This is a genomic window from Nonomuraea sp. NPDC003201 (genome assembly GCF_053590415.1).
This window is the reverse complement of the sequence record NZ_JBSFTC010000016.1, coordinates 30,710-46,482: the sequence shown is the minus strand read 5'-3', so window position 1 is coordinate 46,482 and position 15,773 is coordinate 30,710. Positions and strand designations below refer to the sequence as shown.

The following is a 15,773-nucleotide window of genomic DNA, read 5'->3' as shown; positions in this document are numbered from 1 at the left end:
GGAATGCCGAGACCCTCGCCTTTCCCCTGGAAGGGCTTACTTGTACAGCTCGCCGTTCGGGCCGACGATCTTGCCGGACCACACGTTCTTGGCCGCGTTGTAGACCGCCGCCGTCTCGCCGTCGAAGTACGGCGAGGTGATGTAGTCGACGCGGTCGTTACCGTCCTGGTCGGCGAAGGTGCTCGTCACACCGTTCACGTAACCGAGGCGCTTGCCGTTGCTGTAGTTCTGGAGCCAGGGGCCGCCGTCGTAACCGGGGGTCACGGCGCACTTGAGGCCGATGTGCTCCTCGATCTTGAGCCAGGGGGCGCCGACCGCCTTGGCGGTGGTCGTGCCGTAGCAGTTCTTCGGCGTGACGCCGCTGTACGGCTTGTTGCCGTCCGGGTGCGGAGCGGCCGGGTAGCCGAAGGCGCGGACCGGCTTGCCGGTGGGCTGGTTCCAGGAGAAGCCCTGGCCGCCGACGTTGTCGCCGAGGCGACCGGCGTCCTTGGACAGCAGGATGTAGTAGTGGCCGCCCCACGCGCGCTTCGGACCGGTGAAGCCCTGGTAGTCCTTGCGGTCCACCTGCTTCACGCCGTTGAACTGGATGCCGTTGTAGACGGTCACGAACGCGTAGTCGCGGTCGTAGTCCTCGTACGTGTCGAAGTCGTAGTGGGTGAAGGCCTGCTTGCCCACGTAGATGCCCCAGGGGGTCTTGCCCTGGTAGTAGCCCGGGACGAAGACCCAGTTGTCGAGGAGGGCCTTGTCGCTGTCCGTGTCGTAGACGCAGTGGCCGGCCGTGGAGACCAGGTTGCGGTAGTTCGACTGGATGGAGGTGGCCGAGCACCAGCGGAACTTGCCGGAGCCGTCGACGAAGAAGACCTTGCCGATGGTCTTGGGGATGTTCACGTTCTGGGCCTTGCCGGTCGACTTCGTCTCACCGGTCGGCGCCGTGGTGCCGGGCTTGCCGTCGGGGCTGTAGCCACCCTTGGAGACGACCTTCCGGACTTCCTTCGCGTCCCAGGTGTACTGGGTCGCCTGGCGAAGCGCGGCCCCGTTCGAGGCGAGCCAGAAGGAGGCGACGGAGGCGGCCTCGGAGGTGTTGTTGGCCATCGGGTCGTTGGAAACGTCGCCGTCGGCCTGGGCCGTACCGGTCAGACCTACGGCAAGCAGGCCGGTCGCGAGGACGGCACCGCCGACGGGCAGAAGGATTCGCTTCAAGGTAACTCCAGGTTGCGCTGACATGAGGCGCCTGGTGCACCCCCATAACTCAGCAAACGGACAGCCCGGAACTTACCGGTTTGACAATGCCTATGTGAATTTCGGGTAGATCATGTCAGCGTTCCAACAGGGCGTCGTGACCTTGCTGAGACAAAGGATGCGCTGATCACCACCAGTGACCGGACGGTTGCAGTGATTTAGGTCACATTTGGCGGAGTGGTCTGCGCGGCGGCGCGTCGGTAGACCGCTCCGGCGGTGGTGTCGAAGTACGGGGACGACACCGCGTCGTACCAGCCCTTCGCGTCTCTGTTCCAGGTCAGGCTGTTGACGCCGTTGAGGTAGCCGGTCCAGCGGTCCTTGTTGAAGCCGATCAGCCATGGACCGCCGCTCGCGCCCGGGCTGAAGTCGCAGTTGAGCAGCTGCACGCCCTTCTGCAGGTCGAGGCTGACGGCGGAGGTCCAGCGGGTGGGGCCTTCCTTGCACATCTCCAGGCGCTTGCCGTCGAACGGGCGGGTGCCGTCGGGCTGCGCGCCCGCCGGGTAGCCGAACGCGGCCACCGTGTACGTGGTCGGCTTCTTGTTCAGCTCGATGCCCTGGCCGCCCACGTTGTCCTGGAGCCGGCCCACGTCCTTCATGACGTAGCGGCCGTCCTTGGCCTCCCACTTGAAGCCGCGGTGCACGGTCACGAACGCGTAGTCGAAGTCGTAGTCGCCCTTGCCCGACCAGTCCTCGTGCATGCTGATCGAGGAGCCCACGTAGATGCCGTCGGGCGTCTCGCCGTTGGGCCCGGGGTTGGGGACGAAGATCCAGTAGTCGGCCGCCTTGGCCTGCCGCGAGTCGTACGCGCAGTGCCCGGCCGTCGCGACGACGCTGCGGTTCCTGGCGGCGACCGCACTGGCGGAGCACCAGTACTCCTTGTCCCCGAACCGGAAGAAGACCTTGCCCATGGTCCTGGCGACCGAGCCCTTGCGCGGCAGCACGGGCGACACGGCCTGTGCGGCGACGGCCCGCGTGACGGTGGTCGCGGCCTGCGTGGCGGGGTTGGAGGCCTGCGCGGAGGCCGAGGGCGCCGGGGTGGCGGCCTGCGTGCCGGGTGTCGCGGGGCTGTAGCTGTCGGCCTGCTTGAGCTGGTCGGGTGTCCAGTAGTCGGCGACCCGCTTGACGTCCACCGCGGTCCTGGCCAGCGAGACGGCGAAGACCTTGCTGTCGAGCACGGCGTTGCCGTCGAGCGCGGCGTTCGCGATCCCCGTGAAGGCGGGCGCCATCAGCAGCGCGCTGCTGAGCGCAGCCGCCACCAAGTGCCTGGCCCGGGGGATCATGAATTAGCCTTTCTTGGGGTCGTAAGGGTGGATTTTTCCAGATGTACTGGTGGTATTGCAGCCAGGATAGAGATTCGTTACCTGATCAAGAGTGCTCTGTGCACTATAAGGACACCGTCAGACAGATCTCTAAATGATCATTGGTAAGGGGCGTTTCCGCAGGTCGGAGTGGGTGTAGGCGCTTGTTGAATTCCACTCATTCCGCGCCCGTTCCAGTGATGTACGCCTCAGTGGAAGACCCCGGTTCCCAGGGGAACCGGGGCCTCGGAAGCCACCTCGATCAGCGGAAGTTGCCGGTCCAGCGGTTGGCAGCGGCCTTGTAGACCTTGTACGTGTCGGTGTTGAAGTACGGGGACGAGATGTAGTCGTAGCGGTCGTTGGCGTCGGTGTCCCACGCGACGCTGTTGACGCCGACCAGGTAGCCGGTGCGCGACGCGCTCTTGTAGTTGTAGATGAACGGCCCGCCGCTCGCGCCGGCGGTGAAGGAGCACTTGAAGCCGATGTGCTCCTGCAGGTTGTACTTCCTGGCCTCGGGCATCGGCCGGGTCTTGCCGAAGCAGAACTTCATCGTGCGGCCGGTGTACGGCTTGTCGCCGTCGGGGTGCTCGCCCGCCGGGTACCCGAACGAGAACACGTCCAGCTTCGTGCTCCTGTTCCAGGTGAAGCCCTGGCCGCCGACGTTGTCACCGAGGCGGCCGACGTTCTTGACCGTCCACTGCCAGCGGTTGCCGACCTTCTCCCAGTTGACCTTGATGCCGTTGTAGACGTTGACGAACGCGTAGTCGAAGTCGTAATCCTCCTTCACCACGAAGTCGTCGTGCGCGTTGAACGTCTTGGCGGCGTAAATGCCGTAGGGCGCCTTGCCCTCCCAGACATTGTTGCCGTCCCAGTACGACGGAATGAAGATCCAGTTGTCGTAGAAGGTGTTCTTGCTGGTGTCGTAGACGCAGTGGGCCGAGGTCGCCACGAGGTTGCGGTACTTGCCCTGGACCGAGCTGGCCGAGCAGTAGCGCCAGCTCCTCGGGTCGCGCGGGTCGGCCTTGGGCAGCGTGAAGAACACGCGGCCGACCGTGTTGGGCAGATTGACGTGCTTGCTCTTCTTGGCCTTCGTCTTCTCCTCACCGATCGGCGGGACGGATCCCGGAGGGCCGTCAGGTGCGTCGTTGCTGCCCTTGACGCCCTTGGAGGTCAGGCCGAGGCCGTCGTCGTAGTCGGTGGCCAGCTTGACGCGGTCGGGGGTCCAGAACTGGACCGCCTGCTCGGCGGGGGTGGCGGAGTTCTGGGACACGACGTCGGAGGGTGCTTGGGCGTTGGCCGGGGTGCCGCCGACCATGCCCGCGGCCAGCCCGACGGCCATCAGGCCGGCGAGCGGGAACGCGATGCGCCTTGCTCGGGAAAACATGGAGCTCCTTTCGGCTTTCGGCGGCCCAGAGCGGGGTACTGCGCCCCGGTGGGCCAGGAAAACGATCGGAACGCTAATGAATGGCGCAAGGGGCTGGCCATGAAACGACGCGAAAAAGCATGGCCCGGTTCCATTCCGTTATAGAAATAGCGAAACCGCATGTATTCGTAATTGGCATCCCCGCAGGTCGCGCCGCCCGTTTTTTGTCTTGCGCAACAGCGGTAACAGGCATTATCAAATGCCACTTCTTATCAACCGAATCTTGTTCTGGTTAGATGGATTCATGGATCCTCGCACCCCCTGCCTCATCGGCATCGCACAACGCACCATTCGCGAGCAGCCCGGCCCGGAACCGCTCGATCTGTGGGAGGAGACGGCGCGCGCGGCCGCCGAGGACGCCCGGCTCCCCGTCGAACGGTTGGACTCGATCCAGATCGTCCACACCGACTCGTGGCAGTACGACTCGCCGGTCGGCCGCCTCGCCGAGCGCCTCGGGGCGACGCCGCGACACCGTGCGTACTCCAAGGTCAGCGGTACGGCCCCGCAGTTGCTCATCGGCGAGGCGGCGGCCAGGATCGCGGCGGGCGACCTCGACTCCGCGCTGGTCACGGGGGCCGAGGCGCTGGCGACGCGCCGGGCGTACCGGCGGGCGGGCGAGCACGTCCCGTGGAGCCACGCCGCCGTGCCCAAGCCCCCGTACGGATGGGAGCGCCCGCCGCATCCGTACGCGCTGGCCCACGGGCTTTTCATGCCGGTGCACACCTACGCGATCATGGAGACGGCGCGGCGGGCGGCGTCCGGGCTCACGATCGCGGAGGAGATGCGCGACAGGGGTCGCCTGATGGCGCCCATGACCGAGGTGGCCGCCGCGAACCCGTACGCCTGGCGCCGGACCGTCCGCACCCCCGACGACCTCGCGAAGGGCGACCGCTTCGTCGGCTGGCCCTACACCAGGGACACGGTGGCCGTGCTGGAGGTGGACCAGGCGGCGGCCGTCATCCTGGCCAGCTCGCGGCTGGCCGACCGGCTCGGGGTGCCGGCCGAGGGACGGGTCTACCTGCGCGGGTGGGCGTACGGGGAGGACACCTGGGAGGTGGCCGCGCGGCCCGAACTCGGCTCTTCCCGGGCCATCGCGCACGTGGCGGAGGCCGCCTTCCGGCGGTCCGGGCTCGGGCTCGGCGACATGCACGCGCTCGACCTGTACAGCTGTTTCGCGGTGGCGCTGCGGCAGGCGTGCGACGCGATCGGGCTCGATCCCCTGGACCGGCGCGGGCTCACGGTCACCGGCGGGCTGCCGTACGCGGGCGGGCCGGCCAGCGACTACGTCCTGCACTCCACGGCGACCATGGCGGGGCTGCTGCGGGCCCAGTCCGGGCACGGGCTGGTGAGCGGGGTGGGGATGCATCTGACCAAGCACACATATGCGGTGTGGTCCACCGAGCCGGGAGGGCGGCTGGGCCGTGCCGCGCCGGTGTTCGTGGCCGAGGAGGTGCCTCTGGTGGGGGCCTGTGCGGGGGAGGGGGTGGTGGCGGGGTACACGGTGGCGCACGGACGCGACGGCGCGGCCGAGAGGGGGGTGCTGGTGGTGGAGGTGCCGGGCGGGCGGGCCTACGCGGTGGTGGAGGAGGCCGGGCTGCTGGCGGACGCGGAGTCGCGGGAGCTGGTGGGGCAGGTGGTGCGGGTGTCTTCTGACGGGAAGGTCAACGTGGCGGCGTGGTGACTCAAAGTTGCTGCAAAGATTGTGACTGCACGACTACTATCTGGAGTTGACATTTTGATGTCAGCGGCGGACGCTGGAGTCATGCGGAGGACAACTGTGCGCATCGACGAGACGCTCCTCAACGAGGCGAAGGCGTACGCGGCACGTAACGGACGCAGTCTCAACTCAGTGATGGAGGATGCCTTGAGGCAGATGCTCAACCGCTCCACCGAGGTGGCCGAACGGCCGCGGGTGGAGCTGATCACCTCTGGAAGCCGGCTCAAGCCCGGGATCGAGCTCACACCGGAGCTCATCTACAGCCTGATCGAGCAGGACGACATCGAGCGCTACCTGAGGGTGCAGGCCGATGCTGCTCAGTGACATCAACGTCCTCGTCAACGCCTTCCGCAGGGAGGCCCCCGCGCACGTGGTCTGCCACAAACTGGTCGACGAGCTGATCAACGGCGACTCCGCCTATGCGGTCACCGACTACGTGATCAACGGGGTCATCCGTGTCCTGAGCGTCGATGCGCTCTACGCCGTCGCTCCGACGATGGAGCAGATCCTCACCTATGTCGGTCAGGTGCGTAACCAGCCGCACGCCGTGGTGGTCAACCCCGGCGGGCGGCACTGGGAGATCTTCACGAGACTCTGCCGTGAGTCGGACGCCCGAAGAAAGCTCATCCCCGACGCCTATCTCGCCGCACTCGCCATCGAGCACGGTTGTGAATTTGTGACCTGCGACAAGGATTTCGCCAGGTTCCAGGGCTTGCGCTGGCGGTCGCCGCTCAACTGAACTGGATGAAAGGGCGCAAGCCCGCACTACTCGGCTAGGAACCGTCGTGGTTGACCGGTTCGATGTCATCGAGGTAGGCGAGCGCGGTCGCCGCCGGTGGGTCGGGCTGGTGGTGGTACTCGCGCTCCTCCTGATCCCCGTCGTCAGCCTGCTCATCAGCCGGGATCCCGAGCCTGCGCCGCCGGCGGGGCCGACCTCCGAGCCCATCAGGTCCCTCACCAAGATAGACAGCGCCCCCAACGCCCTCACCGTCCGGCCCGCGGCCAAGGGCGGTGAGGAGGTCATGGAGGTGGTGTTCCCGCACGGGGTGCGGGCCGAGGTGCGATATCCGGCAGAGCTCGGTCTGGCCGCCATGGGGTCGCGGCCCTACCAGGGAGTCTGGATCGACGGGCAGTATCGGCAGTTGTCCGCCCCGTACAACGGTGAGTTCGAGGTGACCGCGGGTGGCCAGGCGATCAGGAACTACGCGCCCAACGTCACCCTCTGGCCCCGCCGGGCGGGCAGCGGTTACTACGGGCAGGTGCTGCTGTTCACGTTCGGGCGGTGGCGGCTGGCGATGTACGACCGGGGGCAGGGGCTGACGTTCGACCAGCGGGTGGCGCTCGCGCGAGGGCTGAAGGGCAGGGAGACGAAGGACGGCTACCTCGTGCTGTCGGCCAAGTCGCCCGTGCGGCTGGCCAGGCCGGGGGAGACGGCGCAGGGGCAGCCGCTGGGGCCGCAGCTGTGGTTCGGCGGCGGCGCGGGGGAGATGGTCGTGCTGGCGCCCACGCCCGGCTGCAAGAAGAAGGCCGGGATGCCGAGTGTGATCGTGGGGCGCGGGCGGCCGGCCGGCTCGGTGTGCAGGGGCGACGTGCTGGTCGCGGTCACGGGGCCACAGTCGTTCAGGAAGCGGGCCTTGGAAGGGATTCGGATCACGCTGAAGTAGGGTGCGGCCATGTTCGCCGTAACCGCCACACAGACCGACCCCGACAACCCACTCGCCGGGCTGACGCTCGGCGAGCGTCCGGAGCCGAAGGTCCCGGACGGATGGACGACCGTCTCCGTGCGCGCGGCCGCGCTCAACCATCACGACCTGTGGACGCTCAAAGGCGTCGGCATCAGGCAGGACCGGCTGCCGATCGTGCTCGGTTGCGACGCCGCGGGCGTGGACGAGGACGGCAACGAGGTCATCGTGCACTCCGTGATCGGCACGGGCGCCGACGAGACGCTCGATCCCAAGCGCACGCTGCTGTCCGAGGTGCACGACGGCACGTTCGCCGAGCGGGTGGCCGTGCCGCGGCGCAACCTCGTGCCCAAGCCGGCCGGGCTCGGCTTCGAGCACGCCGCCTGCCTGCCCACGGCCTGGCTGACCGCGTACCGGATGCTGTTCGACAAGGCCGGGCTCGAGCCCGGCTCCACCGTGCTGGTGCAGGGCGCGGGCGGCGGCGTCGCCACCGCGCTGATCGCGCTCGGCCGGGCCGGCGGCTACCGGGTGTGGGCCACCAGCCGCTCCGAGGAGAAGCGCGCGCGTGCCCTCGAACTCGGCGCCGACCAGGTGTTCGAGCCGGGCGCGCGGCTGCCCGAGCGGGTGGACGCGGTCATGGAGACCGTCGGTCAGGCCACCTGGGACCATTCGCTCAAGTCGCTCAAGCCGGGCGGGCGCATCGTCGTCAGCGGCGCCACCAGCGGCGCGGTCCCGCCCGCCGACCTGAACCGGGTCTTCTTCCTGCAGCTGTCCGTCGTCGGCTCAACGATGGGCACGCGGGAACAGCTCGGCCGGCTGGCGGTCTTCCTGGAGCAGACCGGGGTACGGCCCGTCGTCGACAGGGTGCTGCCGCTGGCGGAGGCGCGGGACGGGTTCGCGGCCATGGCCGAAGGGGACATCTTCGGAAAGATCGTCTTCACCGTCTGAATAAGTAAAGGGTTACTTCCCGGCTTTCCGGGTGATACAAGCATGAGTGGGCTTGTCTCACCCGGGAGGCCGTGATGATGGAGGTTCAGCCCTTCGGTCCAGGTTCGATGCACTGGGACACCACCGGCGAATACCGCAACCTGCTCGTCGCCGGGAGCGCGCTGGTCATGCAGACGATGCACCCGGCCGTCGGTGCGGCCGTCGCCGAGCACTCCACGTACAAGGACGACCCGTGGGGGCGGCTCACCCGCACGCTCGTCTCGATCCAGAAATGGGTGTACGGCGGCGCGGACGGTCCGGCGGAGGGCGCGCGGCTCAGGAGGCTGCACCGGCAGATCAGCGGGGTGGACGAGCTCGGCAGGCCCTACCACGCGCTGAACGGCGAGGCGTGGGCGTGGGTGCACCTGTCGCTGTTCGAGCGCTTCGTCGTGCTCAACCGCTGTTTCGGCACCCCGTTCACCGTCGCGCAGGAGCGGCGGCTCTACGCCGAGTCGCGGCAGCTCGGCGCGATCCTGCGGGTGCCGGAGCGGGAGATGCCCGCGGACCTGGAGGCGTTCTGGCGGTACTTCGACGCGATGGTGGCCGACCGGCTGGAGGCGCACCCGACGGCGCTCGACGTGCTGTCAACCCTGCGCGGCACGCCGGCGCCGCCCGGGCTGCCGAGGCCGCTGCGGCGGCTGTGGACGCCTGTGGGGGTGGGATCGGGGGAGTTCAACTATTTCGTGACGGTCGGTACGTTGCCGCCCGCCATCCGGCGGAAGCTGGGGCTGCCGTGGACGGCGCGGGAGGAGCGGCGGTTGCGGCACCTCGGGCACGCGGTGGCGGCGTTGACGCCGCGCCTGCCCGAACGCCTGAGGTACATGCCCATCGCCTACCGCGCCCGCAAGGCCGCCCGCGGCGCGCGCCGCCTGGAAGGGCACCTCCGGTCGGCATAATGGGAGGTCAGCCTTCGAGGATGTCGCGGACGCGGCGGCGGGTCTCGTCGAGCGCCGTACGCAGCTCCGCCAGCTTCTCCGGCGTCAGCCGGGCCTCGGACGCCTCCTGGCGGGCCTCGGCGATGAAGTCGGCCAGCAGCTCGCCCAGCTCCGCGTCGAGGTCGGCACGGCTCTTCGGCGAGCCGCCCAGCGTGGCCCAGACCTCGGACCAGATCCTGCGCCACTCCCCGCTGAGCCGCTCGCCCTCGTCCTGCCAGTGGGTGGCGTGCTCCATCCACTGCCGCTTCTGCTGGTCCTTGAGCCGCCTGAAGTCCGCCTTCTGCTGCTCCTTGAGCCGCCGGGTGTCGTCCCGGGCTCCCGTGCGAACGTCCTTGGCCATCCGCGTGAGCTCGTCGCGCAACGACTTGACCGTGTCGCGGACGTCCTCCTTGACCTCGCGGGCGATGTCGCGCACGGAGGCGGAGATCTCCTGCTCCAGGTCGTCGAGCTCGTCGAGCCGGGCGTTCAGCTCCTCGCGGCCCTTGTCGGTGATCGAGAACACCTTCTTGCCCTCGACCACCTCGTGCGTCACCAGGCCCTCCTCCTCCAGGCGGGCCAGGCGCGGGTAGATCGTGCCGGGAGAGGGCGAGTAGACGCCGAGGAAGCGGTCCTGGAGCAGCCTGATGACCTCGTAGCCGTGACGCGGGCTCTCTTCCAGCAGCTTGAGCAGGTACAGCCGGAGCCGGCCGTGACCGAAGACAGGGCTCATTCCTTCTCCCCCTTGAGCAGCGCGACCTCGCCGGAGACCGTGATCGCCGACAGCGACGCCATGCCGCCGCCCAGCCTGCCCGACATCGACTTCGTGCCGGGGCCGTTCGAGTTGAACAGTTCGTGGAACGTGCTGACCAGCCTGCCGGAGGTGGATCGCACGTTGACGTCCGCCTCCACGTTTTCCGGCAGCCTGACAAGGATGTCACCGGAAACGCTGTTGAGCGTCACATGGCCGGTCGGCCGAAGCGACAGATCCGCCGTGATGCGGCCGGAGACGGTGTTCGCCTTGAGCCGGCGCGGGGTGCCGTCGGCCACGGTCAGGTCGCCCGAGACGCTCTTGAACGCCAGGTCGCCGTCCATCGCCCGGCTCTCCACGGGGCCCGAGACGGTCGTCGCGTTCACGTCGCCGCTGACGCCGTCGAGCACGATCTCCGCGGACACGCTCCTGACCTGCGTCATCCTCTCGAACCCGGCCACCACGGCGGGCGCGGAGACCACTCCGGCGTTGACGGTGCAGTGCTTGGGAACAGTGATCGTCAGGACCGTCCTGCGCCGGTCGCGCCGGAGCCAGCCGAGCAGGCCGTCCCAGGTGAGGTCCTTGTAGGTGATGGAGAGCTCCTTGGCGTCCTCGTCGTACGTGACCAGCAGCGGGGATGCCGACTCGATCTCGGACACCTCGACTGTGGGCGGGCCGTCGCTGGCCAGCACGGCCAGGCGGCCGGCGACGATGCGCACGTCGAGCGCTTCCACTTGGCCGAACGTCAGCTGTTCTGGGCCCTCGATCGTCCACTGCTGCATGTTCCCCCGCCCTTCTGGCGACATGTTCTCCCTACGTAACACGATATGTCGCGTTCTCGGGAAACTCAAGATGTATCGCGTTGGCGCGTCGAGGTGTCGTCCCTTGGGGGGAGGGGCGGGCTCGGGGGTGGCCCCCTTGCCGCCGTGGCTGGGAAGGGGGCGCGGTGGGATGGGTCAGTCGTCCTCGTCGTCGTCGAGCCGTGCCAGCCAGGTGGCCAGCCGCTCGATCGGGATCTCGAACTCCGGGTTGAGGTCGACGAACTCGCGCAGCCGCTCGCCGAGCCAGAGCAGGCTGACCTCCTCCTCGCCCCGCCGCTCGACCAGTTCCTCGATCCCCCGATCGGTGAAGTACATCTTTCTCAAGTCCTCCTGAAACGGCAGTGAGCCCCCAGCCGGGGCCGGGGGCTCACTCTGGTGTTGGATCAGCCGAACAGCTCGTGGAGGATCTCCTCGAGCTCGGTGTCGTGCGAGTTGTGCGAGCCCGTCGCCGGCGAGCTGTTGGGACGGCGCGAGACGCGCCGCAGCGGGCGGCCGCCCAGCGTCTCCGGGTCCTCGGCCAGCTTGAGCGCCAGGTACGGCCACGGCCCCATGTTGACCGGCTCGTCCTGCGCCCAGATCAGCTCCGCCTGCGACCCGTAGCGGGACAGCTCGGCCGCCAGCTCCTCACCCGGGAACGGGTAGAGGCGCTCGAGCCGGACGATCGCGACGTCGTTGCGGCCCTTCTTGTCGCGCTCCGCCGCCAGGTCGTAGTAGAGCTTGCCGGACGTGAGCACGACCCTGGTGACCTTGGCCGCGTCCGCGGTCGTGTCGCCCAGGACCGGCTGGAAGGTGCCCGTGGTGAAGTCGGACGCCTTGGACGTGGCCGCCTTGTGGCGCAGCAGCGACTTCGGCGTGAAGACCACCATCGGCTTGTGCCGCTGCGACTCCACCTGCCAGCGCAGGAGGTGGAAGTAGTTGGCCGGGGTCGAGGGCTGCGCGACCGTCATGTTGTCGAGCGCGCAGACCTGCAGGAACCGCTCGATGCGGGCCGAGGAGTGGTCGGGGCCCTGGCCCTCGAAGCCGTGCGGCAGCAGCAGCACGACGGAGGACTTCTGGCCCCACTTCTGCTCGCCCGACGAGATGAACTCGTCGATGATCGTCTGGGCGCCGTTGACGAAGTCGCCGAACTGCGCCTCCCAGGCGACCAGGGCGTCCGGGCGGACGACGCTGTAGCCGTACTCGAAGCCGAGCGCCGCGAACTCGCTGAGCAGCGAGTCGTAGATGTAGAACTTCGTGGTGCCCTGGTTGAAGGTCTTGAGCGGCGTGTGGTCGGCGCCGGTCATCCGGTCCACCAGGACGGCGTGGCGCTGCGTGAACGTGCCGCGGCGCGAGTCCTGGCCGACCAGGCGCACCGGGTGGCCGTCGATCAGCAGCGAGCCGTAGGCGAGCGTCTCGCCCATCGCCCAGTCGATCGTGTCCGTCTCGACCATCTGGCCGCGGCGCTGCAGCACCGGCGCCAGGCGCGGGTGCGGCGTGAAGCCCTCGGGCAGGTTGAGCTGGGTGTCGACGATGCGCTTGAGCGTCTCGTCGCTGATCGCGGTGTCCGTGTCGGCGTGCGACCACTTGACGACCTCGGTCGGCGGCACCCGCATCGCGGCGGCCTCGGCCGGCTTCTTCGCCGCCTCGCGGGTCTCGGTGAACGCCTGCTCCAGCTTGGCCTGGTAGTCGCGCAGCGCCTGCTCGGCCTCCTCGACCGTGATGTCGCCCCGGCCGATCAGCGCCTCGGTGTAGAGCTTGCGGGTCGAGCGCTTGGCGTCGATCAGGTCGTACATCAGCGGCTGGGTGAAGGCGGGGTTGTCGCCCTCGTTGTGGCCGCGGCGGCGGTAGCAGATGAGGTCGATGACGACGTCCTTGCGGAACGCCTGGCGGTATTCGTAGGCCAGCTGGCCCACGCGCACCACGGCCTCGGGGTCGTCGCCGTTGACGTGGAAGATCGGGGCCTGGATCATCCGGGCCACGTCGGTCGCGTAGACCGAGGACCGGGACGAGGCGGGCGAGGTGGTGAAGCCCACCTGGTTGTTGACCACCACGTGCACGGTGCCGCCGGTGCGGTAGCCGCGCAGCTGCGACAGGTTGAGCGTCTCGGCCACGACGCCCTGGCCGGCGAAGGCCGCGTCGCCGTGGATGAGCACGGGCAGGACGGTGAAGCCCTCCTCGCCGCGCTCCAGGAGGTCCTGCTTGGCACGGACGACACCCTCGAGCACCGGGTCGACCGCCTCCAGGTGGGAGGGGTTGGCGACCACGGAGGAGGTGATGGTCTTGCCGCTCGGCGAGGTGAACGTGCCCGTCGCGCCGAGGTGGTACTTCACGTCGCCGGAGCCGTGCGCCGTGCGCGGGTCGATGTTGCCCTCGAACTCGCCGAAGATCTGCGCGTACGACTTGCCCACGATGTTGGCCAGCACGTTGAGGCGGCCGCGGTGGGCCATGCCGATGACGACCTCGTCGAGGCCCTCGTCGGCGGCGTCGCTGATCACCGAGTCGAGCAGCGGGATCAGGGACTCGCCGCCCTCCAGGGAGAAGCGCTTCTGGCCGACGAACTTCGTCTGCAGGAAGGTCTCGAACGCCTCGGCGGTGTTGAGCCGGGACAGGATGTTGAGCTGCTCGTCACGCTCGGGCGACTTGTGCGGCTTCTCCACCCGTGCCTGGATCCAGGCCCGCTCCTCGGGGTTCTGGATGTGCATGTACTCGATGCCGACCGTGCGGCAGTAGGAGTCGCGCAGCACGCCGAGGATCTCGCGGAGCTTCATCAGCGCGCGGCCGCCGAAACCGCCCGTGGCGAACTCGCGCTCCAGGTCCCACAGCGTCAGCCCGTGGGACTGGATGTCCAGGTCGGGGTGCTTGCGCTGCTTGTACTCGAGCGGGTCGGTCTCGGCCATCAGGTGGCCGCGCACGCGGTAGGCGTGGATCAGCTCGATCACGCGGGCGGACTTCGACACGTCGTCGTCGTGGGAGGCCGAGACGTCCTGGACCCAGCGGACCGGCTCGTACGGGATCCGCAGCGCCTCGAAGATCTCGTCGTAGAAGCCGTCCTCGCCCAGCAGCAGCCGGTGGATCTGGCGCAGGAAGTCGCCCGACTGGGCGCCCTGGATGATCCGGTGGTCGTAGGTGCTGGTGAGCGTCATGACCTTGGAGACGGCCAGGCGCGAGAGCGTGTCGGGCGAGGCGCCCTGGTATTCGGCCGGGTATTCCATCGCGCCGACGCCGATGATCGTGCCCTGACCGGGCATCAGGCGCGGCACGGAGTGGACGGTGCCGATGGTGCCGGGGTTGGTCAGCGAGATCGTCGTGCCGGCGAAGTCGTCGACGCCCAGCTTGCCCGCGCGGGCCTTGCGGACGACATCCTCGTACGCCATCCAGAACTGGCGGAAGTCCATCTCCTCGGCGCCCTTGATCGAGGGCACGAGGAGCTGGCGCTCGCCGTTGCTCTTCTGGACGTCGATCGCCAGACCGAAGCCCACGTGCTCGGGCTTGATCAGCGTCGGCTTGCCGTCGACCTCCGTGTAGGAGTAGTTCATCTCCGGCATGGCCCGCAGGGCCTTGACGATCGCGAAGCCGATCAGGTGGGTGAAGGAGATCTTCCCGCCGCGACCCCGCTTGAGGTGATTGTTGATCACAATGCGGTTGTCGATCAGCAGCTTGGCCGGGATCGCGCGCACGCTGGTGGCCGTCGGGACCGTCAGTGACAGGTCCATGTTGGCGGCCGTGCGGGCGGCGGCGCCGCGCAGCTTGACCTCCTCGGCGCCCTTGGGCACCGGGGTGGCCGGCTGCTTCGGCTTCTCGGCAGCCGGTGGTGCCTTCGGCGGCGCCTGGGGGGGAGCGGGAGCGGTCACGGTGCCGTTCGCCACCTCCCTGACCGGCGCTGCCCGGCCCGTTCCGGAATCAGGGTTGTAGTCAGCGAAGAAGTTCCACCATGCCTTGTCGACAGACTCGGGATCTTGGAGGTACTTCTGGTACAGCTCGTCGACAAGCCACTCGTTCTGACCAAAGCTTGCCAGCGGGTTTGTCCGCGACGACTCTGACGACACGGCGGAAATCGCCCTCTTCCGCAGATCGGCGTTGATGTTAGAGAACCTGTCCAAGGCTACTCGCCCGGACCGGCAGCGCGCGCCGAAGAGCCCGTGCCGCCTCGAACGATCCTCTCAGGACAGTGCAAAGAGGTCACGTCCCCCTAGTCAATCCGGGTGGTGCCGCAATTATTACTCTTTGGTATCAACACCACGACGAGGGGTTTATTTCCCGCTGGACACCAATCTGCTAGCAATCCGTACCCCTGGTGACAACTCGGACAGCAGGTCGGCCAGCTCCTCGCCCGCCTCCTTGAGCTCCTCCAGGGACATCGGCTCGAGGCGCTCGAGGAGGAAGATCGCGTTGGTGGTCTCCTCGGTGAGCCGGGTGCGCGCGACCTGACGCCAGTTCCACCTGCGGCAGGTGACGCCGACGTCGTCGCGCCAGATCACCTCGCCCGGCTCGGGCGTGCCGAGCGCCTCCTCGGACGCCTCGTCGCCGGCCGCCCGCAGCAGCCGGGCCGGGCCCACATAGTGGTCGAGGTCCTCGCCGCCGATCGGCAGCGCGTGCTTCACGCTGATCGAGTTGTACGCGTCCACCGCCTGGTTGATCTCCGGCAGCGGCATCCTGCGGGTCAGGGCGTCGACCGAGGGCCTGGTCCGCTGCGGTTTGGCGCCGAACGCCCGATAGGCGTCCTTCCAGGCGTCGATCTTGTCCGTCTGCACCTCGTACTCGGAGGCCGCCGCCAGCCAGGCCCGGGACCGGTCGTCCGTGGGCCCGTTACGCAGGCCGTGCGCGGTCATGACCAGCACCGCGAAGTCGGGGCGCAGTGCGAAGACGGAGTCGTCCACCCAGATGTCGTCAAGCATTCCCACAGTCTAGAAGCGGCCGAGACCGCAAAAATCTCTTTGCAAAATTAGCTTTGCGGTTTACGGTGAG

The 15,773-nt window shown here is 68.2% G+C and carries 14 protein-coding genes; 6 read left to right on the top strand and 8 right to left on the bottom strand.

Annotated elements, in window-relative coordinates; genetic code table 11:
* Nucleotides 1-36: 36 nt before the first annotated feature.
* The 3 genes from ACWDX9_RS09595 to ACWDX9_RS09585 form a co-directional block, all read right to left on the bottom strand.
* Nucleotides 37-1,200, bottom strand: a complete 1,164-nt coding sequence (locus tag ACWDX9_RS09595; RefSeq protein WP_364259789.1) for a trypsin-like serine peptidase — start codon at nt 1,198-1,200, stop codon at nt 37-39.
* A gap of 197 nt (nt 1,201-1,397) precedes the next feature.
* Entirely contained in the window at nt 1,398-2,519 is a 1,122-nt protein-coding gene (locus ACWDX9_RS09590) for a trypsin-like serine peptidase (RefSeq protein WP_449951121.1), read from the bottom strand.
* 280 nt (nt 2,520-2,799) lie between these two features.
* Nucleotides 2,800-3,921 (bottom strand): trypsin-like serine peptidase, encoded by a 1,122-nt coding sequence (locus tag ACWDX9_RS09585; protein WP_449951118.1) that lies wholly within the window; start codon nt 3,919-3,921, stop codon nt 2,800-2,802.
* Nucleotides 3,922-4,204: 283 nt separating this feature from the next.
* Between ACWDX9_RS09585 and ACWDX9_RS09580 the strand changes: the two genes are divergently transcribed.
* From ACWDX9_RS09580 to ACWDX9_RS09555, 6 genes are all read left to right on the top strand, one after another.
* Nucleotides 4,205-5,641 (top strand): acetyl-CoA synthetase, encoded by a 1,437-nt coding sequence (locus tag ACWDX9_RS09580; protein ID WP_449951115.1) that lies wholly within the window; start codon nt 4,205-4,207, stop codon nt 5,639-5,641.
* 96 nt (nt 5,642-5,737) lie between these two features.
* Nucleotides 5,738-6,001: a hypothetical protein gene (locus ACWDX9_RS09575; RefSeq protein ID WP_449951112.1), complete on the top strand. Its 264-nt coding sequence runs from the start codon at nt 5,738-5,740 to the stop codon at nt 5,999-6,001.
* Nucleotides 5,988-6,416, top strand: coding sequence for a TA system VapC family ribonuclease toxin (locus tag ACWDX9_RS09570; protein WP_449951109.1), 429 nt, complete (start codon nt 5,988-5,990; stop codon nt 6,414-6,416). Before ACWDX9_RS09575 ends, ACWDX9_RS09570 begins: the two co-directional genes overlap by 14 nt.
* A 46-nt stretch (nt 6,417-6,462) precedes the next feature.
* A complete protein-coding gene (locus ACWDX9_RS09565) occupies nt 6,463-7,341 on the top strand; it encodes a hypothetical protein (RefSeq protein WP_449951106.1) in 879 nt (292 codons plus the stop codon).
* A 9-nt stretch (nt 7,342-7,350) separates the two neighbouring features.
* A complete protein-coding gene (locus tag ACWDX9_RS09560; protein ID WP_350729328.1) occupies nt 7,351-8,307 on the top strand; it encodes a zinc-binding dehydrogenase in 957 nt (318 codons plus the stop codon).
* A 107-nt stretch (nt 8,308-8,414) separates the two neighbouring features.
* On the top strand, nt 8,415-9,242 hold the full coding sequence (locus tag ACWDX9_RS09555; protein WP_364259813.1) for an oxygenase MpaB family protein: 828 nt from the start codon (nt 8,415-8,417) through the stop codon (nt 9,240-9,242).
* 7 nt (nt 9,243-9,249) lie between these two features.
* On the opposite strand, the gene ACWDX9_RS09550 is transcribed toward ACWDX9_RS09555, so the two are convergent.
* The 5 genes from ACWDX9_RS09550 to ACWDX9_RS09530 all read right to left on the bottom strand — a co-directional run bounded on the left by ACWDX9_RS09550 (nt 9,250) and on the right by ACWDX9_RS09530 (nt 15,703).
* Nucleotides 9,250-9,990, bottom strand: coding sequence for a helix-turn-helix transcriptional regulator (locus tag ACWDX9_RS09550; RefSeq protein WP_449951104.1), 741 nt, complete (start codon nt 9,988-9,990; stop codon nt 9,250-9,252).
* Nucleotides 9,987-10,814 carry a DUF4097 family beta strand repeat-containing protein gene (locus ACWDX9_RS09545; protein ID WP_449951100.1) on the bottom strand — a complete coding sequence of 276 codons (828 nt, stop codon included), beginning with the start codon at nt 10,812-10,814 and terminating at the stop codon, nt 9,987-9,989. Before ACWDX9_RS09545 ends, ACWDX9_RS09550 begins: the two co-directional genes overlap by 4 nt.
* Before the next feature lie 150 nt (nt 10,815-10,964).
* Entirely contained in the window at nt 10,965-11,144 is a 180-nt protein-coding gene (locus ACWDX9_RS09540; protein WP_192793777.1) for a DUF6104 family protein, read from the bottom strand.
* Nucleotides 11,145-11,212: 68 nt separating this feature from the next.
* Entirely contained in the window at nt 11,213-14,854 is a 3,642-nt protein-coding gene (locus ACWDX9_RS09535; protein WP_449951097.1) for a multifunctional oxoglutarate decarboxylase/oxoglutarate dehydrogenase thiamine pyrophosphate-binding subunit/dihydrolipoyllysine-residue succinyltransferase subunit, read from the bottom strand.
* A 204-nt stretch (nt 14,855-15,058) separates the two neighbouring features.
* Nucleotides 15,059-15,703 carry a B3/B4 domain-containing protein gene (locus ACWDX9_RS09530; RefSeq protein ID WP_449951094.1) on the bottom strand — a complete coding sequence of 215 codons (645 nt, stop codon included), beginning with the start codon at nt 15,701-15,703 and terminating at the stop codon, nt 15,059-15,061.
* Between the last annotated feature and the right edge of the window lie 70 nt (nt 15,704-15,773).

Bases quoted from the DNA above. Each gene is read 5' to 3' on its own strand.
- ACWDX9_RS09590 (WP_449951121.1), bottom strand. From the start codon at position 2,519: ATGATCCCCCGGGCCAGGCACTTGGTGGCGGCTGCGCTCAGCAGCGCG.
- ACWDX9_RS09585 (WP_449951118.1), bottom strand. From the start codon at position 3,921: ATGTTTTCCCGAGCAAGGCGCATCGCGTTCCCGCTCGCCGGCCTGATG.
- ACWDX9_RS09580 (WP_449951115.1), top strand. From the start codon at position 4,205: ATGGATCCTCGCACCCCCTGCCTCATCGGCATCGCACAACGCACCATT.
- ACWDX9_RS09570 (WP_449951109.1), top strand. From the start codon at position 5,988: ATGCTGCTCAGTGACATCAACGTCCTCGTCAACGCCTTCCGCAGGGAG.
- ACWDX9_RS09560 (WP_350729328.1), top strand. From the start codon at position 7,351: ATGTTCGCCGTAACCGCCACACAGACCGACCCCGACAACCCACTCGCC.
- ACWDX9_RS09555 (WP_364259813.1), top strand. From the start codon at position 8,415: ATGCACTGGGACACCACCGGCGAATACCGCAACCTGCTCGTCGCCGGG.
- ACWDX9_RS09550 (WP_449951104.1), bottom strand. From the start codon at position 9,990: ATGAGCCCTGTCTTCGGTCACGGCCGGCTCCGGCTGTACCTGCTCAAG.
- ACWDX9_RS09545 (WP_449951100.1), bottom strand. From the start codon at position 10,814: ATGTCGCCAGAAGGGCGGGGGAACATGCAGCAGTGGACGATCGAGGGC.
- ACWDX9_RS09540 (WP_192793777.1), bottom strand. From the start codon at position 11,144: ATGTACTTCACCGATCGGGGGATCGAGGAACTGGTCGAGCGGCGGGGC.
- ACWDX9_RS09530 (WP_449951094.1), bottom strand. From the start codon at position 15,703: ATGCTTGACGACATCTGGGTGGACGACTCCGTCTTCGCACTGCGCCCC.